The sequence below is a fragment of the Actinosynnema mirum DSM 43827 genome (genome assembly GCF_000023245.1).
Taxonomy (GTDB): domain Bacteria; phylum Actinomycetota; class Actinomycetes; order Mycobacteriales; family Pseudonocardiaceae; genus Actinosynnema; species Actinosynnema mirum.
In genome coordinates this window covers 3,923,721-3,947,797 of sequence record NC_013093.1, presented here as the reverse complement: position 1 = coordinate 3,947,797, position 24,077 = coordinate 3,923,721, and the positions used below count along the sequence as shown (strand labels likewise).

The window sequence follows — 24,077 nt, the reverse complement described above, 5'->3', positions numbered from 1 at the left end:
TCAGGACGCCGCCCCCGCACCGCTCACCGAGGTGATCTCGTCCACGTCCAGCTCGACCACCGACCCCGGTGGCAGCGCGATCGCGGGCAGCGCGCCCGGCCGGTACCCGACCAGGCACCCCAACGCCCTGGCGACCACGCCGGCCCCGGTGGACGGCTCGGCCCGCAGCTCCCACCCGGAGTGCCCGCCCGAGGGCTCCCGCCGCCGCAGCACCACCCGCCGGGCCCGCTGCGCGCGGGTCAACCGCAGCACCCGGCTCAGGTTCGTGTGTCGGGGCCACCGCTCGGCCGGGTGCGCCCAGAACACCAGTGGCGTCAGCACAGCCGCCCGCCCACGGCCGACCCCGATCACGAACCGCCCGCACCCGAACCGCCCGCCTGCCCGCCTGCCCGCCTGCCCGCCGAGGGCACCACCCCGGACGCCCGCACCACCCGCAACCCCGGCAACGCGGCCAGCTCGCCCCACTCGCGCACGTCGAACGAGCCGTCCTCGCCGTCCCAGTGTGGGGCGACGTCGAAGTAGATGCTGTTGCCGCCGTCGAGCAGCACCTCGGTGACCTGGGTCAAGGCCTCGTCGGGATGGCCAGGTCGCGGTAGTGGGTGAGGGCGGCGGGGTTGCGGTAGGTGGGCGATCAGCTCTCGTCGGGTTGGGAGCCGGGGTAGGGCGGGAGGAGCTTGAGCGCGTAGCAGAGCTGGTCGAGCACCAGCAGTGTGGCGGCGAGGTCGGTGAAGTCGGGCACGGTCGGAGGGTAGGGCGGGGGGCTGACAGGGACGGGTGTCCCGAGCTCACCGCGAAGATCGACGCGGCGCGATCGGTCGACATTTGCTGGGTCCTTCCGGGGTGGTGGGCTGTCGGCGGCGCTTATCCGGTCAGGAACTCCTCGAGCGGAACGCACAGGTCCTCTCCGCTGGATGCACACGCCGACCCGGTGGCGGCCGGCGCGGTCGTAGTGGAGACGCACCACGTAGAAGCCCTCGTGGCGGTCCCGGTCGTTGTTGAACCGGCACCCTGCGCAGGTGTCGGGCAGGCGGACGCGGCGGATCCGCTTGGAGTGCACCCGTCGTCCGTCCGGCAACCGGTAGGCGGTGCGCTCGCCTGACGCCCCGGCTGTGACGTGGCGCGCCTCGGGGATCGCGCCACGTTCCGCGAGGACGCGTTCGATGGCGTCGATCTTGCGCTGCGCCCGTTCGGGGTCGCGGTAGCGCGGGACGACGGTGGTGATGTCGTCGCACCTGCTCACCGACCTGCACAAGGTGTGCGCCCGGATCCTGCTGCTCGACGAGGGGTGAGCGCGACGCGGGTGCGGCGGCGGTCGACGTTGCTGGTGCGGGACGGGGAGCGGGCGCGGGAGGGGTGGGCTGGCGGCAGGCCCTACCTGGAGGCGCTGGTGATGGGGCCCGCAGGGGTCTCGCCCGATGTGGGCGCCCTCCTGCGGGGCCCCGTTCTGCCCTGCGGTGCTTCCGGCGTCGGAAAAACCCATTCTCCTTACCGGGTCAATTCATGTCACCGGCGTTCGGAGCGCACGAATCGCGCTTCTCCCGGATCAGAGGAGCTTGACGAGCACCTTGGAGACGGTGACGTCGTCGATGATGTCGACGTCGAGGTGGTGGAGCGCGTCGACCAGAGCCTGCTTGAAGACGAGCTTGTCCTGGACGGTGGTGTTGATCGTGCAGGTGACCACGTTGACCAGGCCGATCGGGTCGGAGTTGACGCACGAGGCGCTGGGCGGGGTGGTCGGTGGCGCGTTCGACCATGGGGCGGACCTCGCGACGGTCTTCAAGCGGGACTCCCCCATGAGCCGGACGAGGCCGGACGAGGCCGGACGAGTCGAGCGGTGATCACGGCGCAACCACGGGGGCGACTGGGTGTCGGGGCCTCCGGAGAGGGCTAGCGGGGGATCTTGTCCAGCAGCGTGCCCTGGCCGGCCACCAGCTCGTCCAGCTCCGGGTCGTCCAGCGGCACCCAGTAGAAGTGCAGCGGGGTCGGGGGCAGCAGACCGTCGTGGGTTTCTGCGCTGTCCCAGCGTTCCGGTGGGTGGCCGTCGAGCGCCAGGAGGAACACCGAGCGGTCCTGGACCTCCTCGCGGAGCGGGGACAGGTCGTGGTGGTAGCGGCCCAGGTGGGTCACCACGCGCAGGTTCGGCAGGCCCGTCTCCTCCGCCGCCTCGCGCAGGGCGCCGTGCTCGGGCCGCTCGCCGGGGCGCAGGGTGCCCGCAGGGACCTGCAGGCCCGAGTCCTCGTCGTCCTGGCGGAACACGGCCAGTCTGCCCCCGTGCACGACGAAGGCCACGACCTTGCGCACGGTCGGCTTCACGGTCTCCCCCTCTGGTCGGCTGGCGGAATCGTAGGCCGACCGGCGGGAACGGAGTAGCGAGCCGCGGCGTCCCGGTGGACCATCACCCGGCATGGGGAACGACTGGGATTGGACCTTGCACGTCGACCGCACGCCGGAGGTGATCGACGAGCTGTTCGACCTGGCGGTGGGCGCCGGGTTGCGCATCGGGCACCCGGAGGACGGGCTGATCTCCGCGTTCCGCACCGGCGAGCCCGGCGAGTTCGACCGGGTGGACCGCGGCGACCTCGTGGCAGCGCTCGCCTCCGGAACGCACGACAGCTGCACCTTGTGGCCCGCGGACGAGGAGGTCTGGTTCAGCGTGCACGAGTCGCGGTTGCACTGGTCCATCCAGCGCTTCCTGTTCACCCCGGACCTGCACCGCCGCCTCACCGACCTCTGGGCCGTGGCGGCCGAGCGGTTCGGGGCGGTGTTCGGGACCGTCGTGGACGAGTGGTCGTTGGAGCAGGTGTGGCGGGTGCGCGGTGGCGAACTGGACTTCGAGAACCCGCCGCCGCCCGGTTCCTTCCCGGACTGCTTCGGCTGGTGGACCTACTTCGACGCCGAGCGCGCCGCCCGGCTGCCGGAGTTCCCGGCGGTCGCGGCGGCGCGCGTGCGGTCGACGGCGAGCGGGGGTGTGGTGGTGGCGTTCCTGGACGACCCGGTGGACGCCCACGACTTCGTCTTCGGGGAGATCCACCGGGCGTTGTCCGGGCTGGCCCCGGAGGACGGCGCTTAGGTCGCCCTACAAGGCTTTCAGGGCCTCCCGGCACAGCTGGAGCTCCTCGCGCGGGCGCACCAGCAGCACCGGCACGGCGGCGTCCGGCGGGCTCACGGGGCCGTCGCCGTCACGTTCCGGGGTCAGGGTGGTGGGGACGCCGAGCAGCGACAGGCCGGACACGATGTCGGCGCGCACCTCCGGCTGGTCCCAGCCGATCTCGCCGGTGAACACCAGCGCGTCCAACCGGTCCAGGCCGGTCGCGGCCGCGGCGAGTTCGCGGCGGACGCGGTGGGCGAACACGCGCAGCGCCAGCGCCGCCGCCGGGTCCTCCCCCGCCGCCGCGACCAGGTCGCGGGTGTCGCCCGACCGGCCTGCGGACAGGCCCAGCAGCCCGGACTCGTGGTTCAGGCCGTGCTCCAACTCGTCCAGGTCGACGCCGTTGCGCAGCAACCACAGCAGCATCCCCGGATCGACGCTGCCCGAGCGCTTCGACATCGGCACGCCCTCCAGCGGGGTGAAGCCCATCGAGGTGTCGACGCTGCGGCCCTCGCGCACGGCGCACACCGAGCAACCGCCGCCCAGGTGGGTCATCAGGACGGTCAAGTCCCCGGCCGGGCGGCCCAGGAGTTCGGCGGTGCGGTCCAGGGCCCAGCGGTAGGACAGGCCGTGGAAGCCGTAGCGGCGCAGGCCGTGGCGCTCGCGCCAGTCGAGCGGCAGCGGGTAGGTGGCGGCCTCCTCGGGCAGGTCGGCGTGGAACGCGGTGTCCGGGCACAGCACGTGCGGCGGGTCCGGGAGGCGGTCGCGCAGCACGTCCAGCAGGCGCAGCGCGGGCGGCACGTGCAGCGGGGCCAGGGTTTCGGCGCGGTGCGCGGCGGCCAGGGACTTGTCGTCGACGACGGCGGGCGCGCGCAGGTCGGGGCCGCCGTGGACCAGGCGGTGGGCCACCGCGACCAGACCGTCCACATCGGACAGCAGGTCGTCCAGGGCCTCGCGGGCCTCGTCGGAGTCCGGTGGGCCCTCCACGTCCAGCGAGTCCAGGACCTCCTCGGTCTCAGGGTCCACCAGGTGCGCCTTCAGGCTGTTCGACCCGGCGTTGACGGTCAGGACGGCGCTCATGCGCCCCACCTCCACTCGGCGATCTCCTCGGGGTCCACGCCGTCGCGGTGCGCCGCCGCGACCAGGTCGTCGCGCTCGGCCAGCAACCGCTCGGCCAGGTCGGTGTCGCGGTCGACGCCGCGACCGGCCCGGCGCAGCGCGTCGGCGGCCAGGTCGTGGCGGCTCATGCGGTTGGCCACGAGCAGGTCGTAGGGCGTGGTCGTGGTGCCCTCCTCCAGGTAGCCGTGGACGTGGAACCGGTCGGCGCCGGGGCGGCCGTGCACCGCCTCGCGCACGGCCGACGGGTAGCCGTGGAAGGCGAAGACCACCGGGACGTCCTGCGGGAAGCACGCGGCGAAGACGTCGTCGGGCAGGCCGTGCGGGTGGCGGTCGGCGGGGGCCAGCGCGAGCAGGTCCACCACGTTGACCACGCGCACGGTCACCTCGGGGGCCCGCTCGCGCAGGATCGCCGCCGCCGCCAGCGCCTCCACGGTGGGGACGCCGCCCGCGCACGCCAGCACCACGTCCGGGTCGCCGTCGCCGTGGCAGGCCCAGTCCCACACGCCCGCGCCCGCCGCGCAGTGCCGCTCGGCCGCCTCCAGGTCCAGCCACTGAGCGCCCGCGTTCTTGCCCGCGACCACCAGGTTGATCCGCCCGGTGGAGGCCAGGCAGTCCCGCAGGGTCACCAGCAGGGTGTTCGCGTCCGGCGGCAGGTAGACGCGCGCGGTCGCGGCCTTCTTGGTGAGCAGGTTGTTGAGGAAACCGGGGCCCTGGTGGCTGTAGCCGTTGTGCTCCTGCCGCCACCCCTCGCTGGTGAGCAGGTAGTTCAGGCTCGCCACCGGCTCGCGCCACGGCACCTCGCCGGAGATCTTGAGGAACTTGGCGTGCTGGTCGACCATGCTGTCCACGATCGAGGCGAACGCCTCGTAGCACGGGAACAGCGCGTGCCGACCGGTCAGCAGGTAGCCCTGCGCCCAGCCCTGGCACAGGTGCTCGGACAGCACCTCCAGCACCCGGCCGCCGGGCGCGACGTGCTCGGCGGTGTCCGGCAGCGGCCAGGTGAAGCCCCGGTCGGTGGCCTCCAGGAGGGCGCCGAGCTTGTTGGACTCCAGCTCGTCGGGGCAGAGCACGCGGAAGTCGCGCCGGTCCTCGGTGGCCCGCACCAGCTCGGCCAGCCAGCGGCCCGCCACCTCGGTCGGGCTGGTCGAGCCCGTGCCGGGCGCGGGGACCCGCGCGGCGAAGTCCGCCACGTCGGGCAGGGGCAGGTCGCGGCGCAGCCGTCCGCCGTTGGCCTCCGGCACGCGGCCGAGGCGCAGGTGCTCCGGGGGCAGCTGGGCCAGGAGGTCCTCGTGCGGGCGGCCGTCGGCGTCGAACAGCTCCTCGGGGCGGTAGGACCGCAGCCAGCGCTCCAGCAGGGCCAGCTCGTCGTCGTCCTCGTGGACCGCGCCGAGCGGCACCTGGTGGGCGCGGAACGTGCCTTCGAGGGGGTCGCCCCCGGCGTCGCGCTCGGGCACGCCCCAGCCCTTCGGGGAGCGCAGCACCAGCATCGGGCGCACCGCCCGCTCCCCCGGCCGCCACCGCTCGCGCAGCTCGGCGATCTCGGCGTGCGCGCGGTCCAGCGCCTCGGCCATCAGGGCGTCCGGGTCGTCGGCGCGGGTCACGTCGACCACCCGCGGCGACCAGCCCGCGCCGCTGAAGTAGGCGGTCAGCTCCTCGTCGTCCATGCAGCCGTAGACCGTGGGCGAGGAGATCTTGTAGCCGTTGGCGTGCAGCACCGGCAGGACCACGCCGTCGGTGCGCGGGGACAGGTACTTGCTCGCGTGCCAGGAGCCCGCCGTGGGGCCGGTCTCGGCCTCGCCGTCGCCCACCAGGCACGCCACCAGCAGGTCCGGCTTGTCCATGGCCGCACCGAAGGCGGTGGCGAGCGCGTAGCCCAGCTCGCCGCCCTCGTGGATCACGCCGGGCACCTCCGGCGAGAGGTGGCTGGGGAAGCCGCCGGGCCAGGAGAAGCGGCGCACCAGCTCCGCAAGGCCCGCGCCGTCGCGGCTCAGGGCCGGGTCCAGCTCGGCGTGCGTGCCCTCCAGCCACAGGTTCGCGTGCACGGCGGGCGCGCCGTGGCCGGGACCGGTGACCAGCAGCGTCCGCTGCCCGGTGCGCCGCACCAGGCCGTTGAGGCCGGCGTGCAGGAAGGTGATGCCGGGGCAGGTGCCCCAGTGGCCGAGCAGCCTCGGCTTGAGGTGCTCGCGGCGCAGCGGCTCGCGCAGCAGGGTGTTGTCCCTGAGGTAGATCATGGCCGCGGCGGCGTAGTCGCACGCCCTGCGGTAGCGCTGGACGGCCTCGGTGCCGCTCGTCTGCGTGGTCGTCATGCGCCCGGATTCCCCGCGCGCGCCGGGGCACACCACCGATTTGTCCGATTCGGGTCACGTGGTGCGAACGCCTGCGGTGGGGTACTCCGGTGGCCATGACGACCAAGAGCGAGGTCAGCGCCGTCGACGTGCTGTCGGACGGTTTCGGGCGCGTGCGCGAGTCCGTGGAGCGGGTGCTGGACGGCGTGACGCCCGAGCAGCTGGCGCACCGGGTCGGCGGCACGGGGAACCCGATCGCGTGGCTGGTCTGGCACCTGACGCGCGTGCAGGACGACCACGTCGCCGAGGTGGCGGGCGCCGAGCAGGTCTGGACGGCCGACCGCTGGTCCGAGCGGTTCGACCTGCCGCTGCCGGTGGACGACACCGGGTACGGGCACGACTCGGACCAGGTCGCGGCCGTCGTCGCGCCCGCCGAGCTGCTGCTGGGCTACCACCGGGCGGTGCACGAGCGCACCGAGGCGTACCTGCGGACGCTGGGGGCCGGGGACCTGACCAGGGTCGTGGACGACTCGTGGGACCCGCCGGTGACGCTGGCCGTGCGGCTGCTCAGCGTGGTCGAGGACGACCTCCAGCACGTCGGCCAGGCGGCCTTCGCGCGGGGCGTCTCAGGCTCGCGGGCGCAGTGAGACGCGGAACTCGCGGGGCGAGACCCCGACGACGCGCCGGAAGGCGGTGCTGAACGCGCTCTCGGACCGGTAGCCGATGGCGCCCGCGATCGAGGTGAGGGAGTCGTCCGTGCGCAGCGCGGCGCGCGCCAGCTGCATCCGCCACTCGATGAGGTAGTCCAGGGGCGGCTTGCCCACCTTGGTCCGGAAGTTCACCGCGAAGGACGAGCGGGACATCCGCGCGATCGCGGCGAGCTCCTCCAGCGTCCAGCGGTGGCCGGGCTCGGCGTGCACGGCGCGCAGCACGGCCCCGATCCCGTCGTCGACCACCGACGCGAGCCAGCCCAGGGGCTCGTGGGAGGAGTCGGCGTGCGACCTGAGCATGTGCACCAGGAGGATCTGGGCCAGGTGCTCCAGGACGAGCGACTGGCCCGTCCTGGGCTCCTGGAACTCGTGCACGAGCAGGGTCGCGATGTTCCAGAGCAGCTGCCCCCCGGTCTCGTCCGCCCTGACGACGACGGCCGGGGGCAGCGCCGAGAACAGCGTGGAGGCGTCGGCGTCCCGGAACTCGAAGTCGACTGTGCACGTGTACGCGAAAGCGCCGGGGCCATTACCGGAAATGCCCTCCCGCGCCGTCTCGACCGAACTGCCGAGGCCGTAGGCGGGCGGGTTCCCGAGCAGGTAGAAATCGCCGGCGCGCAGCAGAATGGGTTCCAGGCCGTCCACGCACAACCAGAACTCGCCTTCCGCCACCACGCCGAGCTTGATGTGCGGGAACGGCGAGAACCGGGCTCCCCACGGCGCCGTCGCGCGGAGCGGGGCCGGGACGACGGCCCTCGGCCGGGCCAGCGCCAGGACCTGCCGGACGGGGTCGCTGACGTCGAGCGTGACCTCGCCCCTGGACGATCGATAAGGATTGCTGGACTCCACGTTATGGACTATACGGCGGGCGCTGGGAACGATGGTGTCCGGTGGCTGGGCCGACAGGCGCGGGGAACCTGCCCGCGCCGGATCTACGCGAGGAGCGAAGGACTTATGCGTTACCGATTTCTTGGCGGCTCCGGGCTGCGCGTGTCGGAGTTGTCGCTGGGAACGGGCAATTTCGGCACCGGCTGGGGGCACGGGGCGCAGGCGTCCGAGGCGCGGGCGATGTACGACGCCTACCGGGAAGCGGGCGGGAACTTCATCGACACCGCCTCCAACTACCAGGCCGGCGACGCCGAGGAGCACCTGGCGGACATCATCGCCTCGGACCGTGAGGACGTGGTCCTGGCGACGAAGTACAGCGCGGGGACCACGCCGGCCAGCGGCCTGCACCTGACCGGCAACAGCCGCAAGGCCATGGTCCAGTCCCTGGAGCAGAGCCTGCGCAGGCTGGGCACCGACCGGGTGGACGTCTTCTGGGCGCACGTGGCCGACGGGGGCACGCCCGTGGAGGAGGTGCTGCGGGCCTTCGACGACCTGACGCGCGCGGGCAAGGTCCTGTACACCGGGCTGTGCAACTTCCCCGCGTGGCGCGTGGCCGCCGGGACCGTGCTGGCGCGGCAGCGCGGGTGGTCGCCCGTCACGGCGATCCAGGTCGAGTACAGCCTGGTCGAGCGCGCCGCCGACCGGGAGCTGCTGCCGATGGCGGAGGCCCTCGGGCTGGGCGTGCTCGGGTTCTCGCCCCTCGGCGGCGGGCTGCTGACCGGCAAGTACCGGCGGGGTGGGACGGGGCGGGCGGAGAGCGTGCTCAGCCAGTTCCTCCACCGGGAGGACGACCCGGCCACGACGGGGGTCCTGGACGCGGTCGAGAGCGTCGCCCAGGACCTCGGCGCGACCCCGGACCAGGTGGCGATCAGGTGGTCGATGGCCAGGGGCGTGATCCCGATCATCGGGCCGAGGGACCTGGCCCAGTTCACGTCGAACCTCGCGGCGGCCGAGCTGGAGATCCCGGCGCACCACCTCGACCGGTTGACCGAGGTGAGCGCGCCGCGACTGGGGTACCCGCACGGGCTGTGGGTCGAGCACGACCGGGTCGAGCGGAAGCGGCTCGCCCAGGTGTAGCGGTGGCCGCGGTGCTCGCTCAGACCGTGACGACGATCTTGTCGAGCGGGCGGCCCCGCGCGCAGTCGACCACCGCCGCGGCGGGCAGGGCGTCGGGGAAGAGCGCCGGGGTGGGCACGACGTCGACGCCCGAGGGGTAGGCGCCGTGCCCGACCACGTGCCGGGCGCCGAGGCCGCGAGCGCGGGGGTGTCCGCCCCGAAGACCGCGCGGTCGGCGAGCGCGCCGGTGCTCAGCGACGGGCGTTCGGGGTCGGCCACCGCGCGCAGCCGGCGCGGCAGGGCCAGGTCGAAGACCTCGTCGCCCGCGCGGTAGCGGGTCACCGCCGGCCCGGTCTGGATGACGGTTCCGGCGAACTCGTCGCCGGAGCCGGCGGCGGGCGACGTGGTGCTGCTGCCGGGGCGAGGAGGGCTTCGACGACACCGTCCGGATGCTGGGCCGGGAGCTGGCCCAGCCCCAGGCGGGCGGTGCTGAACAGCCTGGTCGACGTGCTGCTCGTGCAGCTCGTGCGCGCCTGGCTGCCGACCCGGCCCGCCCCTGGACGACGGCGTCGCCTGCCTCCGCGCTGGCGGTCTCGCGCGCAACCCTGTCCCGCCGCTTCCCGGCGGCGATCGGCCAGAGCCCGGCCGCGTACCTGGCCCAGTGGCGGATGGACCTGGCGACGGCCCGCCTGCGCCGGACCCTGGACCCGGTCGAGTCGATCGCCGCACGGGTCGGGCACGGGTCGGGTACCGGTCGGCGCCCGCGTTCACCAGGGCCTTCACCCGGTCGCGGGGGATGACACCGGGGCGGTACCGGGCGGGTGGGGCGCGATAGCGGACGGGGCGGCGGCGACCCGCGCAGCGAGCCGCCCGGCGTCCGCTCAGCGCTTCCCGTACCGGCTCACGACCACCCCGCCGGGCACCGTGCGCGTCTCCAGCAGCTCCAGGGGCGCCCGACCGTCGAGCGCGGGGAAGAACGGGTCGCCCCCGCCCAGCAGGACCGGGTGGGTGACGATCTCGTACTCGTCCACCAGCCCCGCCCGCATCGCCGCACCGCCCAGCCTCGCGCCGCCGACCCGCATCGGACCGCCGTCGCCCGCCTTGAGCCGGGTGATCTCGGCGACCGCGTCCCCGGTGACCACGCGGGTGTTCCAGTCGACGTCGAGTGCCGTGGACGTGAACACCACCTTCGGCGTGTCCCGCCAGTTCCGCGCGAACGCCACCTCCGCCGCGTTCGCGCCGGGCAACCGGTCGGCGGTCGGCCAGTGGGAGCTCATCGCCTCCCACAGCCCGCGCCCGTACAGGAACAGCCCGACCGCCCGCTCCCGCTCCGACCACCACTCGAACAGCTCGTCGCTCGGCGAGCTCCACCCCAGGTCGCCGTCCGGCGCCGCGACGTACCCGTCCACGCTCAGGTTCATCCCGAAGATCAGCTTGCGCATGGCCGCCATCCTGCCGTCATCCGCCCCCGACGTCGTCTCCGCGCGCCCACCAGGCCCACCACCACCGGCGCGGGGTCAGTCGACCGCGTGCCACGGCGGGTGGCGCACGGCGGGTGGCGTGCCAGGCCGGAGCCGCTGCTGCCGACCACGTGCTCAGCCGCCTGCCTCGTCTGGCGTCGCGAACCCCTCGGCCGAAGTGCTCCTCGGCCCACGCCGCCGGGACGTGCGCCGAGTCGAACCGCGGTCCGGGGTCTTGCGCGCGGGTCCGCAGGGCCGCGATCAGCGCGTCGTCGTCCTCGGCGGGGTGCGGTTCGGGCAGGGGTGTTGGGAGTGGCACATCGGGAGCCCGGTCAACGGGCCCGACACGGGCGGGGCTCATGCTGGGGGTGACCGCGTGTCCTCCGTGGACGGTCACGGAGCGCGGGAGCAGTGCGAAGAGGCTGTGACGTGACGACATCCGCAGTGACCATCCGCCCGTGCGCCGGGGACGACCTGGCCGCCGTGGCCGCCATCTACGCCCACTACGTCGAGCACGGCGTGGCGACGTTCGACGAGGTGGCGCCGAGCGAGGAGGACTGGGCGGGCAAGCGCGCGGACATCGCCGCGCGCGGGTTGCCGTTCCTGGTGGCCGAGCTGGACGGGGTGGTGTCCGGGTTCGCGTACGCGGCGCCGTGGCGGTGGAAGCGGGCGTACCGGCACACCGCCGAGGACACGATCTACCTCGCGCCGGGGGCCACCGGGCACGGGCTGGGCAAGGCGTTGCTGGGGTCGGTGGTCGAGGCGGCTCGGGAGGCCGGGATCCGGCAGCTCATCGCGGTGATCGCGGACAGCGGGGACGGGTCGTCGGCGGCGCTGCACCGGAGGTTCGGCTTCCACGAGGCCGGGGTGCTGCGGGAGGTGGGGCACAAGCACGGGCGGTGGATCGACACGGCGCTGTGGCAGCTGTCGCTGTAGACGCACTTGACACGAAGTGCCCACTTTGTAAAGTGGGGGCATGACGGTCACCGACGAGCGGACCCGCGTCATCCTGGACGCGGCGATCGGGTTGTTCCTGCGCTACGGCTACCGCAAGACGGCGATGGACGACGTCGCCAAGGCCGCCGGGTTGTCCCGGCAGGGGCTCTACCTGCACTACCGGGCCAAGGACGTGCTGTTCGCCGCCGTGCTGGAGCGCATGGTCGGGCAGGTGCGCGAGGCGGCGCTGGCGGAGCTGGGGCGGGTGGACGCGCCGCTGGAGCGGCGGGTCGCCTCGGCGCTGGAGGCGCTGCACGGCGAGGCCGCGACGGCGAGCAGCGCCAGCGTGGGCGAGCTGCTGCGGGCCGCCGCCGAGGTGGGCGGGCCGCTGCTGGCGCGGTTGCACGACGACGTCGTGGCGGCGCTGGTGGACGTGCTGGAGACCTCCGGGGTGGCCGGGGCGTGGCGGCCCGGCGGGGTCGGGGCGGAGGAGCTGGCCGAGCACCTGTACCTGGTGTCGTCGGCGGTCAAGCAGCTCGACGCGCCCGTGGACGTGCAGCTGGCGCGGCTGCGCGTCGCCGTCCGGATCGTGCTGCGCGGCTCCGACGCCGACGGGAGGGCCTGACGTGCGGGTCGTGGCGCTGGCCGCGCACGAGGCCGGTGGTCCGCTGCGCCCGCTGGTGCGCGAGGTGGGACCGCCGGGGCCGGACGAGGTGGACGTGCGGGTGACGCACTGCGGGATCTGCCACACCGACGTCGGCGTGATCGACGACGAGTGGGGTGTCGGACGGTTCCCGGTGGTCGCCGGGCACGAGGCGGTCGGCGTGGTGGTCGCGGTGGGCGCGAACGCGCGGCTGGAGGTCGGGGCGCGGGTGGGCGTCGGGGCGATCGCCGGGTCGTGCGGGCACTGCGCGCGCTGCCTGGGCGGGCGGCAGAACCTGTGCGCGGCGCGGGACGACGTGGTGCTGCGCGGCGACGGCGGGGCGTTCGCCGACCACCTGCGCGCCTCCGACTGGCGGCACGTCCACCCGCTGCCCGACGCGCTGCCGTCCGCCGAGGCCGCGCCGCTGCTGTGCGCGGGCACGACGGTGTTCGGGCCGCTGCTCGCCAACGGGGTCCGGCCGACCGACCGGGTGGCGGTCGTCGGCGTGGGCGGGCTCGGGCACCTGGCCTTGCAGTTCCTGGCCAGGTGGGGGTGCGCGGTGACGGCGGTGTCGACGACGCGGGCGAAGGAGGCCGAGGCGCGGGCGTTCGGCGCGACCGACTTCCGGACCCCGGAGGAGCTGGTGGAGGGGTCGTTCGACTTCGTGCTGTCGACCGTCCCGGCGGACCTGCCGTGGGACGACTACCTGGCGGCGCTGCGACCGGGCGGGACGTTGTGCGTGGTGGGCGTGCCCGCGTCGGCGATCGCGGTGAGCCCGATGAGCCTGCTGCCGCACGCGAAGCGGCTCGTGGGCGGGGTCCCGGCGAGTCCGGAGGAGAACCGGCTGATGCTGGACTTCGCGGCGCGGCACGGCATCCGGGCGGCGGTGGAGGTGTTCCCGGTGGGCGAGGTGGAGCGGGCGCTGGAGCTGGTGCGCGGGGGCGGGGCGCGGTACCGGGCGGTGCTGGAGTTCTGACGGGGCAGGACGACTGCCCCCGGCCTGCCCCGCCGGGCCTGGCCTCGGGGGCGGGGCGGGCCGGACGATGCGGGCGAGGGGACGTCGACCGGGGAGGTCTCGATGCACGCCCGCGAAGAGCCGAGCGCAGCCCGCGCGCGCACCGCGCCGCAGGCGCGGACCCAGGCCCAGCCCCAGGCGCGGCCCCAGCCCCCGGCGCCGGTCCCGACGCCGGGCGGACCCGCTCCGGAAGGGCTGCTGGCGTTGCAGCGGCAGATCGGCAACGCGGCCGTGTCGCGGCTGGTGGAGTCCGGGGAACCGGTGGTGCAGCGGAAGGTCGGGTTCGAGTTCGAGGACTCCCAGTGGCGGCCGTGGCGCAGGGTCAGGCGCAACGAGGGCATCCTCAGCAACGCCCGCAACCAGCTGGGCGGCGTCGACCAGGTCCACCCCGCCGAGCGCAAGGCGGTGCTGCACCGGGGCCGCGGCTACGAGCTGGAGGCCGACGACACCCCCGGCCCGAACCACAGCAACATCGAGTTCGTCACCAAGCCCTTCGAGGAGGACGCGACGGGCGTGGCCGAGCTGCAGGACACCATCGCGGACATGACCACCGTGCTCACCAGGCTGGACGGGTTCGTGGGCAGGCCGGGCCCCGGCCAGGGCGCCCCGCCGTTCCCGCTGGGCAAGGCCGACAAGGCCAACTACGTCCGCGACCCCGAGCACCGGCTCAGCGGGTCGGGCGGTCTGGCGGCCAGGAACCTGCTGCTCTCCGGTGGCGTGAAGGACGGGGCGTTCAAGATGCAGGCCACCTCCGGGGTCCCGCTGGCGAACCTGCCCGCCGTGATGGAGCGCCTCGGCAAGGACGTGCCCGGCGAGACGGCGCGGCAGAGCGCGGACCGCGCCCCCGAGCGCAGGCTCGTCGTGCAGGACCCCGCCGCGCCCAACGAGCCCATGGAGGTCCAGGGCAGCGCGCCGACGCTGGCCAGGCGGGTCGTCACGGCGCTCCAGCAGGACGCGGCGCTCGGCCCGCGCCTGACCGGCGACACCACCAAGCTGACCGGCTTCCTCGCCTCGGTGCTGCTGACCCTGAAGCTGCTCAGGCGCCCCGGCGGTCGCACCGCGCCGGTGAAGTACCGGCTGACCCTGCTGCCGCGCAACAGCTACGCGCACATGTTCGCCGACCTGCCCGGCGAGCAGGCGAACGCGCTGCGCGAGCACGCGGGCCTGCTCGTGGACGCCGTGGTGGCGGTGTCGAACGCGCGCCCGATGATCCGCGGCGACTGGGACGCCAACCTGACGGCGGGCAGCGCCCTGATCGCGCCGACGCCCGGCCCGCTCGCCAGGCAGGCGGACGGCCAGGTCGCGCACGACCCGCCCACCCGGAGGAACGAGGCGCTGGCGCGGGTGGGCATCGGGACGTGGCTGGTGGGCGTCACCAACGGCACCGACCTGCTCACCCCGGCGGTGCTGCAGCGCTGGCTGAACGGGCAGGTCGACGCCGACGTGCGGGAGGACGCGGCGGGGGCGATGGAGAGCTTCGGCACGGCCCAGGAGCTGGACGGGCGCGCGGACGGCACGACGCTGGCGCTGTTCGAGCACCGGGGCATCGCGCCGGACGGCGCGGGGGCCGACCTGCCGCTGGCGCGGGCGGGCGCGAACGCGGTGGACATCCTGCGCTTCTTCGCCCGGCTGCGGGCGGAGGGCTGAGCCCGCCGGTCAGCCCGGCTCGTTGGCCGCGATCACCACCTCGGCGGCGGTGCTCCAGCCGAGGGCGGTGTAGAGGGCGTGGCCGTCCGGGGTCGCCATCAGGACGCCTCGGGTCGCGCCCCTGGTGACGGCCTCGGCGGACAGCAGGGCCATCACGGCGCTGCCCAGGCCCTTGCGGCGGTGCCGCGGGGCGGTCTCGACGCGGTCGAAGACGGCGTCGCCGTCGACCAGGGCGGCTTGGCCGCTCGCGGCGGCGGTGGTGGTGGCGGCGGTGGCGGCGGTGTCGGGGTGGCGCAGTTCGACCCTGAGCACGGCGGCGTCGGTGACGGTCACCAGCGGGTGGTAGCCGGGTGGCAGGAGCGGGGCCGGGTGGTCGGCCAGCGGCCTGGTCATCAGGTGCTCGCGGGTCGGGCGGACGTGCAGGCCCGCCTCCGCCAGGGTGCGCGCGGCCTCGGTCGGGTGGTCGGTGGGGACGGTCAGCCAGGTGGGCTCGTCGGCCGCGGCCACCTCGGCGGCCAGCTCCGGGGACAGGCGCAGCGCGATCAGCTCGCGGTGGCGGCCGGGCAGGCCGAGGAGGACGCGCAGCGCGCCGCGCTCCTCGGGCTGCCGCGTCCAGCCCCGGCAGGCGCTCCAGCCCCGCTCCCAGCGGCGGATCAAGTCGTCGGGCACGGCGGCCAGCCTAGGCCAGGACCGCGCTCAGCCGGGGTCGCGGATCGCCATCAGGACCACGTCCGACGCCGGCCGCTCCACCAGCCGCACCGCCTCGCCGCCCTCCGCCGCCTCCCCCCACCACGTCCAGGTCGGCGCTGCTTCCGCAGAGCATCCGCAGGCCCGCGCGCACCAGGTGCTGGTCGTCCACCAGCAGCACCCGGATCACCGCGCGCCCCCGGTCGGGATGACGACCTCCAGCGCCCAGCCCGACCCCCGCCCACCCGCCCGCGCTGATGCTCCCGCCCAGCAGTTCCACCCGCTCCCGCATCCCCACCAGGCCGAAGCCGGGGTTGTGCGGCGGGCGGGGCGCGGGCCCGTCGTCGGCCACCACGATCCGCACCTCCTCCTCCCCGACCGCCACCCGCACCCGCGCGCGGGGGCGTGGACCGGCGTGCTTGACCACGTTCGTCAGCCCTTCCTGCACCACGCGCAGCACCGAGATCCGGCGGATCGAGTCGAGCCCGGCGACCGCCCCGTCCACCTCCGCCTCCACGACGGCCCCCGCGGCGCGCGTGCGGTCCACAGCCGCCTGGAGCGCCGTGGTCAGCCCGGCCTCCCCCACCACCACGCCGGTCCCGTCCTGCCCCGCGGCGGGGTCGCGCAGGACCGCCATCAACCGCTTCAGGTCGGTCAGCGCGGCCCGGCCGGTGCCGTGCGCCTGGTCCAGGGCCCGGTCGACGCCGGGGTGCGCGCCGCCCAGCGCGTGGCGCGCCGCCCCCACCTGCACGGTGATCGACGCCAGGTGGTGCGCCACCAGGTCGTGCAGCTCGCGCGCGATGGCCGTGCGCTCGGCCAGCCGCGCGTGCCGCACCGCGTCGTCCCTGCCGCGCTCGGCCTCCCGCGCGTGCCGCACCGAGCGCACGTGCCACCCCAGCAGCACCGGCGGGCCCGTGGTCAGCACCAGCGAGGAGGTCGACAGGAGCGGGTCGTAGTGCGGCGCGTAGATCGCCACCTGCGCCGCCGCGAACGCCGCCGCCGCGCTCCAGCACGGCCAGCCGTCGCGGCGCGCCCACAGCTGGGCCAACGAGATCGTGGTGAGGATGACCAGCACCGGGGACGCCACGTCCGCGCCCACGAGCTCGGCGGCGAGCAGCAGCACCGGGTTCAGCAGCGCGGCGGTGAGCGGGAACCGCCCGGCCGTCCCGGTGAGCGCGGCGGCGCCCAGGCCGAGGGACCGGTCGGCCGGGCCGGTGGGCGCGGGGCCGTGCAGCACCGCCAGGAACGCGGCCGTGAGGGGCAGCGGCAGCACCCGCAGCAGGAGCGGCGTCGTGCGCCAACCCCGGGGAGCGCGCCCGCGAACCGCCTCCGTCGCGGGGCGGAGGGCCCTCCCCCCGGAGGCGGGGACGACCGGCCGCCAGGGGGAGGCGGGCGGGCGGCGCGGGCGGCCACGGTGGAGCGCATGATCACTCGTCATCCGCACTGGGCGGTCGCGGCCTCGGTCGCCGCGTCGCTCGTCCTCGTCCCGCCCGCGAGCGGGAACCCCGCGCCTCGGTGGGAGCCCTGCGCCGGGAACCCGGCGGCCGAGTGCGCCGCCGTCCCCGTCCCGGTCGACTGGGCCGATCCCGGCGGGGAGCGGTTCGACCTGGCCGTGGCCCGCCGCCCCGCCCGTTTCGACGTCGTCAGCTTCGACCCGCGCGGCGTGCGGCGCAGCAACCCCGTGCTGTGCTCCCCGGAGCTGGTCGCCGCGCTGGACCGGCCGACGCCGTCGGACCAGCGGGAGTTCGACGCGCTGCGGGCCGCGGCCCTGTTCGACCGCGCCGAGCGGGGCGGGCTGCCCGACCCGGACGACCCGGCCCGCCCGCTCGACCCGGCCGGGCCGACCTACCGGCCGGTGTCCCCGCTGACCCGGCCGGACCTGCCGGAGGCCGCCGACCGGATCGCCCGGTTCGACGCTCCCGCCCAGCAGGCCGCCCAGGCCGCCCAGGTCGCCCCGGCCGCGGCGCAGGCCCCGGTCCCGCTGCCGATCTACCTCCAGTGCGCCGACAACCGCAACGACGCGTCGACCTTCGCCCGCGCGGAGGCGCTGCGCGCCGCCTCCCGCGCCGTGGCGCCGGACGTGCGGCAGTCCGCCTACGACCTGGCCGACCTGTGCGTGAACCCGCCGGTCCCCGCGACGAACCCACAGCGCCCGCTGGAGGCCGGGGACGCGCCGCCGGTCCTGCTGCTGAACTCGCGCCACGCCCCGTCGACGCCGCACGGGGGCGCGCGGCACGTGGCGGACCAGCTGCCCGGTTCGGTCCTGGTGACCCACGAGGGCCTCGGGCACGGGGTGGCGACCAGGACGCCCTGCGCGGTCGACCTGGTGCACCGCTACCTCGCCGAACGCGTTCTGCCGCAACGGGGCGCGCACTGCCCGGCGGGTTGACCGCTATCCGGTGATCTTCGCGCCCAGCACCACGCGCACCTCGTCCCCCCTGGGTCCCGGACGTCACCGCCGCACCCCGGCGCGGCGACGTTCCCCGGAGGACCGGAGCGCTTGAGAAGCCTTGCCGCACAACGACTTCCCCTCCCCCGGAAGCGGGTGGCCACCCACCGCACCGGACCGTCACCGGCCGCGACCGGGTCGCCGCGAACGGCCGCCCGCGCCAATCCACCGGACAGGGGGATGGCGTCCGCTCGGAGCAGTGTGGTCTGCTCCCCCTTCGGCGTGCCCCGGCGCGGTTCCCGGTCGTGGTCGGGGGTGGAGGGAGGGTCCGGTGTCGTTGGGCTTGGTCGACCACGTGATGGTCTCCCTGGTGCACGGCGTGCCGCCGGAGCGGTTGCTCGCCGGGTGGGGCGCGGACGCCGTCACCGGGCCGCAGCTGACGCGCGGGCGGTGGTGGGACTGGGCCGGGCGGGGCGCGTCCGGGGCGCGGGCCCGGCTCGGCGTGCAGCGGGTGGTGGCGGGCGGGCCGAAGCGGTGCCTGCTGGTGTGGGAGACCTGGACCGGGGAGGGGTTGCGCCCGCAGGTGGCGCGAGCGGTGACGGCCGGTGGCGGGCGGATGCTCGCGGTCGGCGGCACGCCGCTGCAGGCGCGGGTGCTGTACGCCGGTGACGGCCGGGTGCTGGCCGAGGCGTCCGCGCTGGGCGGGTTGCGCGACGAGGACCCGGAGCGCCTGCTGTCCCGCGCGCTGGTCTCGGCGGGGATCGACCTGGAGGGGTTCGCGAGCGGTGGCGCGCTGGAGCTGGCGCTGCGGATGAGCGGGGTGGACCTGGACGCGCAGGACCCGCGAGCCCTGCTGACCTGCGCGGAGGTCACCACCCGGCCGCGCGCGGGGGTCGAGGTGCCCGCGCCCGGCCTGTTCGACGTGCCCGTGGTGGCCCCGCGCCCCGGCTTCGACGGCCCGGTGCGGGACGGGGTGTTCCCCGGCGGCGGCGTGACCGGCCACCTGCTCTGAGCCGTTCCGGCCCCCGGCGCCACCCGAGCCACCCCGCCCCCAGTCACCCCGCCACCCCGCCCCCAGCCACCCAGCGCCATGGGTAGGAACCGGCGGGAGTGGTTGTCCCGCACCGGCGCGTCCAGGCTCGACCCTGTCAGGTCACCCGACCTCAGGGCGGAGCACGTGGAGCAGAACGAGATCACCTTGGGCGACGTCACCGTCACCCGCGTCATGGAGTTCCACGGCCCGGTGGGGCTCGGTCCGGGGCAGTTCTTCCCGGACAGCCCCGCCGGGTCGTGGGACGGGAACCGCGACTGGCTGGCGCCCGACTTCTGGGACCCGGCCGCGGACGAGTGCCGCTCGGCGGTCCAGAGCTGGCTGCTGCGCAGCGAGGGCCGCACGGTCCTGGTCGACACCGGCGTGGGCGACGACAAGGACCGGCCCTACTCGCCGGTGTGGAGCCGCAGGCGGAGCGACTACCTCGCGAACCTCGCCGCCGCCGGGGTGCGGCCCGAGGACGTGGACGTCGTGGTCAACACGCACCTGCACGTGGACCACGTCGGCTGGAACACCCGGCTCGACGGGCGCGAGTGGGCGCCGACGTTCCCGAACGCCGAGTACCTGGTGACGTGGCAGGACTTCGAGTTCTGGGACCCGGCCAACGGGCACCGGTCCGTGCTGGGGCGCGGCAACCAGAACGTGTTCGAGGACAGCGTGCGGCCGGTGCGCGAGGCCGGGCTGGTGCGGTTGTGGGACGGGTCGCACCGGATCGACGCGAACCTGCGGCTGGAGCCGGCCCCCGGTCACACGCCCGGCTCGTCCGCGCTCGTCCTGGAGTCCGGGGGCGAGCGGGCGCTGTTCGTCGGGGACCTGGTGCACACCCCGCTGCAGGTCGTGGAGCCGGACACCAACTCCTGCTTCTGCGAGGACCCGGCCGGGTCGCGGGCCACCCGGCGCAGGCTGCTCGGGGTGGCCGCCGAGACCGGCGCGCTGGTGTTCCCGGCGCACTTCGGCGGGCACGGCGCACTGGAGGTCGAGCGCGACGGGTCGCGGTTCGCGGTCAAGCGGTGGTCGCCGTTCGAGCGGATCTCCTGACGTGCCGAGCGATCCCGGAGGGGAAGCACCCGTGACCCGGAGCCCAGCGCCGGTCGTCCGCACCCCGGCGGGCGCCGTGCGCGGTGTCCGCGACGGCTCCGGCGAGCTGTACCGCGCCATCCCGTACGCGGCGGCCCCCGTCGGGGCGGGCCGCTTCGCCGCGCCTGCGCCGCACCCCGGCTGGTCCGGCACGCGCGACGGCGCCCGCCCCTCCCCCACCGCGCCCCAACCGGTCCGCGACTTCGGCGCGCTCGACATGACGCCCTACTTCGGGCCGGGCTGGGTGCGCGGCGAGGAGTACCTGACCGTCGACGTGCGCACGCCCGCCGCCGACGACGGCGCGCGGCCGGTGATGGTGTTCGTGCACGGCGGCGGGTTCGTCACCGGGTCGACGCGGGCCGCGCTGTACGACGGGCACGCGTTCGCCCGCGACGGCGTGGTCCTGGTGACGGTGAACTACCGCCTCGGCGTGCCCGGATTCCTGGACCTGGCCGGGGCCCCGCGCAACCGGGGGCTGCTGGACGTGCTCGCCGCGCTCGGCTGGGTGCGCTCGGCCATCGCGGCGTTCGGCGGTGATCCGGGCGACGTGACGGTGTTCGGCCAGTCCGCGGGCGCCACGCTGGTCGGCGCGCTGCTCGCGACGCCCCTGGCCGCCGGGTTGTTCCGGCGGGCGGTCGTGCAGAGCGGCAGCGGGACCGGCGCGTTCACCCCGGAGCAGGCGGGACGGGTCACCGCCGCCGCGTCTGCCGCGCTGGGGGTGGCGGCGACCGCCGAGGCGTTCGGGGCGGTCCCGGACGAGCGGTTCCTGGCGGTGCTGCCCGCGCTGGCCGGGCTCGACCTGCGCACGGGCACAGCCGCCGACCCGCTGGCCGGGTTGAGCCCGTTCAGCCTGGTGCTGGACGCGCAGCCCGCCGACGCCCTCGCGGACGGCCCGGCCCGCGACGTGGACCTGCTGATCGGCTCGAACACCGAGGAGGGGCGGCTGTACGTGGTGCCGCAAGGGAAGCCGGAGGAGGGGGCGGAGGCGCTCGGGGACGTGCTGTTCGGCTCCGGGACGGACCGCTTGGCGCTGGCGCACGCGCGGATCTCGGGCGGGCGCACGCACGTCTACTCCTTCGCGCACCGGTCGACGGCGCTGGGCGGGCGGCTCGGGGCGGCGCACACCGTGGAGCTGCCGTTCGTGTTCGACGTCGCGGACGAGCCGTGGCTGCACGGCGCGACCGGGCTGCTCGGCCCCGACCCCGCCCCCGCCGGGCTGGCCGCGCGCGTGCACGGGGCCTGGGTGGCGTTCGCGGGCACCGGGTCACCGGGGTGGGCGGCCTACTCCGCCGAGCACCCGGTGGTGGAGGTGTTCGGCTGAGCCCTGCCGGGCACGGTCGGTGACGGCCACACCCTCAGGTGAACTGCGCCGCACGACGATTGGGTGGCGGTCCACTCGGGAATCCCGATAGCGTCGCACCATCGACTACCTGGAGGGTGACATGATCGGGTTCATCGTCGCCGGCCTGATCATCGGCGCGCTCGCCCGACTGATCAAGCCCGGCAAGCAGAACCTCAGCGTGATCGCGACGCTGCTGCTCGGGCTCGTGGGCTCCGTCATCGGCGGCACGATCGCGAACGTGCTCGGCACCGGTGACGTCTTCGAGCTGAACGTCCTCGGCTTCATCGTCGCCGTGATCGCCTCCGTGCTGCTCATCGGCGTCGCCGAGGGCCTGTCGGGCAACCGCCGCTCCAGCGTCCGGTAACAACGCGCGACCACTTCGAGGCCCCTGCACCCGGTGGTGCGGGGGCCTCGCGCGGTGGGCGACTACTCACCGGGGTCGGGCGCGACGCCGGTGGCCGCGGCGGTGGCCCGCCACAGCTCGGCGGCGAGCCTCGGGTCGCGGGCGGTGGCCGAGCGCTTCGCGGGCCCGGCCGGTCCCCTGGCGCCGAACAACCGGGTGGGTCCGAGGTAGTCCCCGCCGCCGACCGGCCCGGTGGCGGCGAGCAGCTGGGGCAGGATGCCGTCGGTGACCGGCTGGGACAGGTAGCGCTCGGGCAGCGCGTACAGCCGGGTCTTCCAGGTGCCGCCGCGCGCGAGGGCGTTGGCGAGCAGTTGCGAGGTGGTCAGGCCGGGGTGGGCGGCGACCGACAGCACCGGGTCGTCGGCGCGGCGCAACCGCCGGTCCAGCTCGGCGGCGAACAGCAGGTTCGCGAGCTTGGACGCCCCGTAGGCGCGGGTGGGCGAGTAGCTCCGCCGCTCCCAGTGCAGGTCGGCGGGGTCGAGCCCGCCGGTGCGGTGCCCGAGGCTGGACGTGGTCACCACCCTGGCGGGCCGCTCCGGGGTCCCGGCGGCGCGCAGGGCGGGCATCAGCAGCCAGGTCAGCGCGGCGGGCCCGAGGTGGTTGGTGCCGATCTGGAGCTCGAACCCGTCGCGGGTGAGCTGGCGGGGCCCGAGCGAGACGGCGGCGTTGTTGACGAGCACGTCGACCCGGTCGCCCGCGCGCTCCCGGATGTCGGCGGCGGCGGCGCGCACGGACGCGAGGTCGGCCAGGTCGAGCCGGACGGTCTCGGCGGAACCGGCGCCGGTGATCCCGTCGCGCACCCAGGCGAGGGCGGACGCGCCGCGCTCGGGGTCGCGGACGGTCATCAGGACGCGGGCGCCCGCGCGGGCCAGCGCGCCGGAGAGCGCGAGTCCGAGACCGGAGGTGGTCCCGGTGACGACGACGGTGCGGCCCGCGAGGTCGGGGACGGGCTGGCGCGGTGGTGCCATGGGGACGCGGTCTCCTGTTCGGTGGCGGTGGAGGACGGCGCGACCGGCGCCCGTCGACGTCCACACTCCCCCACTGGGATGACAGTGTCAACCGAAGTGGTCCGCCGAGCCGCTCACCGCCACCGCGAGTGCTTGACCGTTCAACCTCCCGGCAGTAGTTTCCGGAACGGATCGGTCCCCTGCGCACGGGAGGAACCCCATGCGATTAAAGGCTTTCGCCCTCGCCGCGTCCGCCGTCGGCCTGCTGCTCACCGCCCCGGCCGTCACCGCGGACCCCGGTGACCCGAACGAGGCGTGGCCTCCGGGGAACTGCCCGCGCGGCTCGTTCTGCGCCTGGCCGCACTGGGCCCACCCCGAGCCCGCCCCCGTCGAAGCGCCGTCGCTGGTCAGCGCGGGCGCGTGGACCGGGAGCGCGCTGACCTCGACGTACTACAACCACACGTCCGGCAGCGTGGACGTGGACTACACCTTCACCTGGCCCGGCGGAACGCCGACCGCCGCCAGCGTGTGCGCGAACCCCGGCGGCAACATCTTCTACCTCCAGGTGGTCGTCACCGCGCTGCGACCGCGCGCGGGGGCCTGCTAGCGACCGGCCGAGCGCGCCTCCGAACCGGTCGGCCAGCGCCCGCCCGCCGGACAGCGGCGCCACGACCACGAGCGTCCCGTCGGGGTCCCGCGCCAGCTCCACGGTGCGGGACGGGGCGGCCTGACGGGGCGGCACGCGCTTGCCCCACCGCCGGCCGAAGTACTGGGCGACGGTGTAGCCGGAGGACGGCCCGGTCTCCAGCGCGGCGCCGAAGGTGACGCCGAAGAACGCGTAGGTGGGCCAGTCCTCGGCCCCGGCGGGCCCGAACTCCACCGCCTGGGCGTCGAGGTCGCGCCACGACGGGTCGAGCTGCACCAGGGCCACGACGAACACCACGAGCGCGAGCCCGGCCAGGCCGAAGACCCGTTCCACGGTCTCGAACCTGACCCGCCACAGCACCACCCGGACGACGAACGCGGCCACCGGGACCCACAGCAGGTGGTGCACGCTGGTGACCATCTCGGCGTAGACGCAGATCCCGACCACGCCCACCACCACGACCCAGCCCAGCCCCATGCCGAACCGGGCCCCGGTCTCGGCGTTGGCCACCAGGTCGCCGATGTCGACGAACCCGCCGATGGCGGTGAGGATGCCGAGAGTGACGGCGAGGACCTTCTTCACGCGCCGCTCCCCTGCCTGTCGAGTGCCGATCGCCGGATAGCACTCCCCCGGCGGGGAGGGGGAAACCGGTCGCTCGGCGGTTCAGGGGGCACCCGTCCCGGCCGGGGCG

At 75.3% G+C, this 24,077-nt stretch carries 27 protein-coding genes; 14 read left to right on the top strand and 13 right to left on the bottom strand.

What is annotated here, in order from left to right; all coding sequences use genetic code 11:
• From AMIR_RS16850 to AMIR_RS16835, 4 genes are all read right to left on the bottom strand, one after another.
• Entirely contained in the window at nt 1-321 is a 321-nt protein-coding gene (locus AMIR_RS16850) for a hypothetical protein (RefSeq protein WP_015802163.1), read from the bottom strand.
• 26 nt (nt 322-347) lie between these two features.
• Nucleotides 348-566: a DUF6892 domain-containing protein gene (locus AMIR_RS35830; protein WP_015802162.1), complete on the bottom strand. Its 219-nt coding sequence runs from the start codon at nt 564-566 to the stop codon at nt 348-350.
• A gap of 977 nt (nt 567-1,543) precedes the next feature.
• Nucleotides 1,544-1,780 carry a hypothetical protein gene (locus AMIR_RS39255; protein WP_143760756.1) on the bottom strand — a complete coding sequence of 79 codons (237 nt, stop codon included), beginning with the start codon at nt 1,778-1,780 and terminating at the stop codon, nt 1,544-1,546.
• 107 nt (nt 1,781-1,887) lie between these two features.
• A complete protein-coding gene (locus AMIR_RS16835) occupies nt 1,888-2,313 on the bottom strand; it encodes an NUDIX hydrolase (RefSeq protein WP_015802159.1) in 426 nt (141 codons plus the stop codon).
• A 91-nt stretch (nt 2,314-2,404) separates the two neighbouring features.
• Here AMIR_RS16835 and AMIR_RS35825 point away from each other — a divergent pair, with 91 nt between their 5' ends.
• Complete coding sequence (locus tag AMIR_RS35825) at nt 2,405-3,070, top strand: hypothetical protein (RefSeq protein ID WP_015802158.1); 666 nt, start codon at nt 2,405-2,407, stop codon at nt 3,068-3,070.
• 6 nt (nt 3,071-3,076) lie between these two features.
• Here the strand turns inward: AMIR_RS35825 and AMIR_RS16825 are convergent, their stop codons facing one another.
• On the bottom strand, nt 3,077-4,168 hold the full coding sequence (locus AMIR_RS16825; RefSeq protein WP_015802157.1) for an acetate/propionate family kinase: 1,092 nt from the start codon (nt 4,166-4,168) through the stop codon (nt 3,077-3,079).
• Nucleotides 4,165-6,513, bottom strand: coding sequence for a phosphoketolase family protein (locus AMIR_RS16820; protein ID WP_015802156.1), 2,349 nt, complete (start codon nt 6,511-6,513; stop codon nt 4,165-4,167). The genes AMIR_RS16825 and AMIR_RS16820 overlap by 4 nt, the downstream gene beginning before the upstream one ends.
• Nucleotides 6,514-6,608: 95 nt before the next feature.
• Here AMIR_RS16820 and AMIR_RS16815 point away from each other — a divergent pair, with 95 nt between their 5' ends.
• Nucleotides 6,609-7,139 carry a mycothiol transferase gene (locus AMIR_RS16815; protein WP_015802155.1) on the top strand — a complete coding sequence of 177 codons (531 nt, stop codon included), beginning with the start codon at nt 6,609-6,611 and terminating at the stop codon, nt 7,137-7,139.
• Here the strand turns inward: AMIR_RS16815 and AMIR_RS16810 are convergent.
• The gene (locus AMIR_RS16810; RefSeq protein ID WP_015802154.1) at nt 7,119-8,048 is read right to left on the bottom strand and encodes an AraC family transcriptional regulator; all 930 of its coding nucleotides are present in this window, start codon (nt 8,046-8,048) and stop codon (nt 7,119-7,121) included. The two genes, AMIR_RS16815 and AMIR_RS16810, sit on opposite strands and share 21 nt — an antisense overlap.
• A gap of 105 nt (nt 8,049-8,153) precedes the next feature.
• Between AMIR_RS16810 and AMIR_RS16805 the strand changes: the two genes are divergently transcribed.
• Nucleotides 8,154-9,164, top strand: a complete 1,011-nt coding sequence (locus AMIR_RS16805; RefSeq protein ID WP_015802153.1) for an aldo/keto reductase — start codon at nt 8,154-8,156, stop codon at nt 9,162-9,164.
• Between the two features lie 19 nt (nt 9,165-9,183).
• Here AMIR_RS16805 and AMIR_RS40355 read toward each other — a convergent pair whose 3' ends face one another.
• The gene (locus tag AMIR_RS40355) at nt 9,184-9,321 is read right to left on the bottom strand and encodes a hypothetical protein (RefSeq protein ID WP_162945360.1); all 138 of its coding nucleotides are present in this window, start codon (nt 9,319-9,321) and stop codon (nt 9,184-9,186) included.
• Between AMIR_RS40355 and AMIR_RS40350 the strand changes: the two genes are divergently transcribed.
• Both AMIR_RS40350 and AMIR_RS37300 read left to right on the top strand, forming a co-directional pair.
• Nucleotides 9,310-9,477, top strand: coding sequence for a hypothetical protein (locus tag AMIR_RS40350; protein WP_162945359.1), 168 nt, complete (start codon nt 9,310-9,312; stop codon nt 9,475-9,477). The genes AMIR_RS40355 and AMIR_RS40350 overlap by 12 nt on opposite strands.
• A gap of 115 nt (nt 9,478-9,592) precedes the next feature.
• The gene (locus AMIR_RS37300; protein ID WP_240438952.1) at nt 9,593-9,943 is read left to right on the top strand and encodes a helix-turn-helix domain-containing protein; all 351 of its coding nucleotides are present in this window, start codon (nt 9,593-9,595) and stop codon (nt 9,941-9,943) included.
• 81 nt (nt 9,944-10,024) lie between these two features.
• Here AMIR_RS37300 and AMIR_RS16800 read toward each other — a convergent pair whose 3' ends face one another.
• Complete coding sequence (locus tag AMIR_RS16800; protein ID WP_015802152.1) at nt 10,025-10,585, bottom strand: dihydrofolate reductase family protein; 561 nt, start codon at nt 10,583-10,585, stop codon at nt 10,025-10,027.
• 447 nt (nt 10,586-11,032) lie between these two features.
• Here AMIR_RS16800 and AMIR_RS16795 point away from each other — a divergent pair, with 447 nt between their 5' ends.
• The 4 genes from AMIR_RS16795 to AMIR_RS16780 all read left to right on the top strand — a co-directional run bounded on the left by AMIR_RS16795 (nt 11,033) and on the right by AMIR_RS16780 (nt 14,844).
• Nucleotides 11,033-11,539: a GNAT family N-acetyltransferase gene (locus tag AMIR_RS16795; protein ID WP_015802151.1), complete on the top strand. Its 507-nt coding sequence runs from the start codon at nt 11,033-11,035 to the stop codon at nt 11,537-11,539.
• 40 nt (nt 11,540-11,579) lie between these two features.
• Nucleotides 11,580-12,164, top strand: a complete 585-nt coding sequence (locus AMIR_RS35820) for a TetR/AcrR family transcriptional regulator (RefSeq protein WP_015802150.1) — start codon at nt 11,580-11,582, stop codon at nt 12,162-12,164.
• Between the two features lies 1 nt (nt 12,165).
• Nucleotides 12,166-13,158: an NAD(P)-dependent alcohol dehydrogenase gene (locus AMIR_RS16785; RefSeq protein WP_015802149.1), complete on the top strand. Its 993-nt coding sequence runs from the start codon at nt 12,166-12,168 to the stop codon at nt 13,156-13,158.
• A 102-nt stretch (nt 13,159-13,260) separates the two neighbouring features.
• Nucleotides 13,261-14,844 carry a hypothetical protein gene (locus AMIR_RS16780; RefSeq protein WP_015802148.1) on the top strand — a complete coding sequence of 528 codons (1,584 nt, stop codon included), beginning with the start codon at nt 13,261-13,263 and terminating at the stop codon, nt 14,842-14,844.
• A gap of 9 nt (nt 14,845-14,853) precedes the next feature.
• Here AMIR_RS16780 and AMIR_RS16775 read toward each other — a convergent pair whose 3' ends face one another.
• Together AMIR_RS16775 and AMIR_RS40345 are read right to left on the bottom strand one after the other, a co-directional pair.
• The gene (locus AMIR_RS16775; RefSeq protein WP_015802147.1) at nt 14,854-15,513 is read right to left on the bottom strand and encodes a GNAT family N-acetyltransferase; all 660 of its coding nucleotides are present in this window, start codon (nt 15,511-15,513) and stop codon (nt 14,854-14,856) included.
• Between the two features lie 10 nt (nt 15,514-15,523).
• Nucleotides 15,524-16,804: a histidine kinase gene (locus AMIR_RS40345; protein WP_015802146.1), complete on the bottom strand. Its 1,281-nt coding sequence runs from the start codon at nt 16,802-16,804 to the stop codon at nt 15,524-15,526.
• Between the two features lie 150 nt (nt 16,805-16,954).
• On the opposite strand from AMIR_RS40345, the gene AMIR_RS16765 reads away from it, so the two are divergent.
• The 5 genes from AMIR_RS16765 (at nt 16,955) to AMIR_RS16745 (ending at nt 21,754) form a co-directional block, all read left to right on the top strand.
• Nucleotides 16,955-17,920: an alpha/beta hydrolase gene (locus AMIR_RS16765; protein WP_015802145.1), complete on the top strand. Its 966-nt coding sequence runs from the start codon at nt 16,955-16,957 to the stop codon at nt 17,918-17,920.
• A 331-nt stretch (nt 17,921-18,251) separates the two neighbouring features.
• Nucleotides 18,252-18,932 (top strand): hypothetical protein, encoded by a 681-nt coding sequence (locus tag AMIR_RS16760; RefSeq protein ID WP_015802144.1) that lies wholly within the window; start codon nt 18,252-18,254, stop codon nt 18,930-18,932.
• A gap of 213 nt (nt 18,933-19,145) precedes the next feature.
• Entirely contained in the window at nt 19,146-20,009 is an 864-nt protein-coding gene (locus tag AMIR_RS16755; protein WP_245554661.1) for an MBL fold metallo-hydrolase, read from the top strand.
• 31 nt (nt 20,010-20,040) lie between these two features.
• Nucleotides 20,041-21,369 carry a carboxylesterase/lipase family protein gene (locus tag AMIR_RS16750; RefSeq protein ID WP_015802142.1) on the top strand — a complete coding sequence of 443 codons (1,329 nt, stop codon included), beginning with the start codon at nt 20,041-20,043 and terminating at the stop codon, nt 21,367-21,369.
• A 121-nt stretch (nt 21,370-21,490) separates the two neighbouring features.
• Nucleotides 21,491-21,754 carry a GlsB/YeaQ/YmgE family stress response membrane protein gene (locus tag AMIR_RS16745; protein WP_015802141.1) on the top strand — a complete coding sequence of 88 codons (264 nt, stop codon included), beginning with the start codon at nt 21,491-21,493 and terminating at the stop codon, nt 21,752-21,754.
• A gap of 62 nt (nt 21,755-21,816) precedes the next feature.
• Here AMIR_RS16745 and AMIR_RS16740 read toward each other — a convergent pair whose 3' ends face one another.
• Both AMIR_RS16740 and AMIR_RS40340 read right to left on the bottom strand, forming a co-directional pair.
• Complete coding sequence (locus tag AMIR_RS16740) at nt 21,817-22,761, bottom strand: SDR family NAD(P)-dependent oxidoreductase (RefSeq protein WP_015802140.1); 945 nt, start codon at nt 22,759-22,761, stop codon at nt 21,817-21,819.
• Between the two features lie 205 nt (nt 22,762-22,966).
• Nucleotides 22,967-23,968: a hypothetical protein gene (locus AMIR_RS40340; protein WP_015802139.1), complete on the bottom strand. Its 1,002-nt coding sequence runs from the start codon at nt 23,966-23,968 to the stop codon at nt 22,967-22,969.
• Nucleotides 23,969-24,077: the final 109 nt, after the last annotated feature.

Bases quoted from the DNA above. Each gene is read 5' to 3' on its own strand.
- AMIR_RS16755 (WP_245554661.1), top strand. From the start codon at position 19,146: ATGGAGTTCCACGGCCCGGTGGGGCTCGGTCCGGGGCAGTTCTTCCCG.
- AMIR_RS16745 (WP_015802141.1), top strand. From the start codon at position 21,491: ATGATCGGGTTCATCGTCGCCGGCCTGATCATCGGCGCGCTCGCCCGA.
- AMIR_RS35825 (WP_015802158.1), top strand. From the start codon at position 2,405: ATGGGGAACGACTGGGATTGGACCTTGCACGTCGACCGCACGCCGGAG.
- AMIR_RS16780 (WP_015802148.1), top strand. From the start codon at position 13,261: ATGCACGCCCGCGAAGAGCCGAGCGCAGCCCGCGCGCGCACCGCGCCG.
- AMIR_RS16805 (WP_015802153.1), top strand. From the start codon at position 8,154: ATGCGTTACCGATTTCTTGGCGGCTCCGGGCTGCGCGTGTCGGAGTTG.
- AMIR_RS35820 (WP_015802150.1), top strand. From the start codon at position 11,580: ATGACGGTCACCGACGAGCGGACCCGCGTCATCCTGGACGCGGCGATC.
- AMIR_RS16800 (WP_015802152.1), bottom strand. From the start codon at position 10,585: ATGCGCAAGCTGATCTTCGGGATGAACCTGAGCGTGGACGGGTACGTC.
- AMIR_RS37300 (WP_240438952.1), top strand. From the start codon at position 9,593: ATGCTGGGCCGGGAGCTGGCCCAGCCCCAGGCGGGCGGTGCTGAACAG.
- AMIR_RS16820 (WP_015802156.1), bottom strand. From the start codon at position 6,513: ATGACGACCACGCAGACGAGCGGCACCGAGGCCGTCCAGCGCTACCGC.
- AMIR_RS16765 (WP_015802145.1), top strand. From the start codon at position 16,955: ATGATCACTCGTCATCCGCACTGGGCGGTCGCGGCCTCGGTCGCCGCG.
- AMIR_RS16815 (WP_015802155.1), top strand. From the start codon at position 6,609: ATGACGACCAAGAGCGAGGTCAGCGCCGTCGACGTGCTGTCGGACGGT.
- AMIR_RS16740 (WP_015802140.1), bottom strand. From the start codon at position 22,761: ATGGCACCACCGCGCCAGCCCGTCCCCGACCTCGCGGGCCGCACCGTC.
- AMIR_RS16825 (WP_015802157.1), bottom strand. From the start codon at position 4,168: ATGAGCGCCGTCCTGACCGTCAACGCCGGGTCGAACAGCCTGAAGGCG.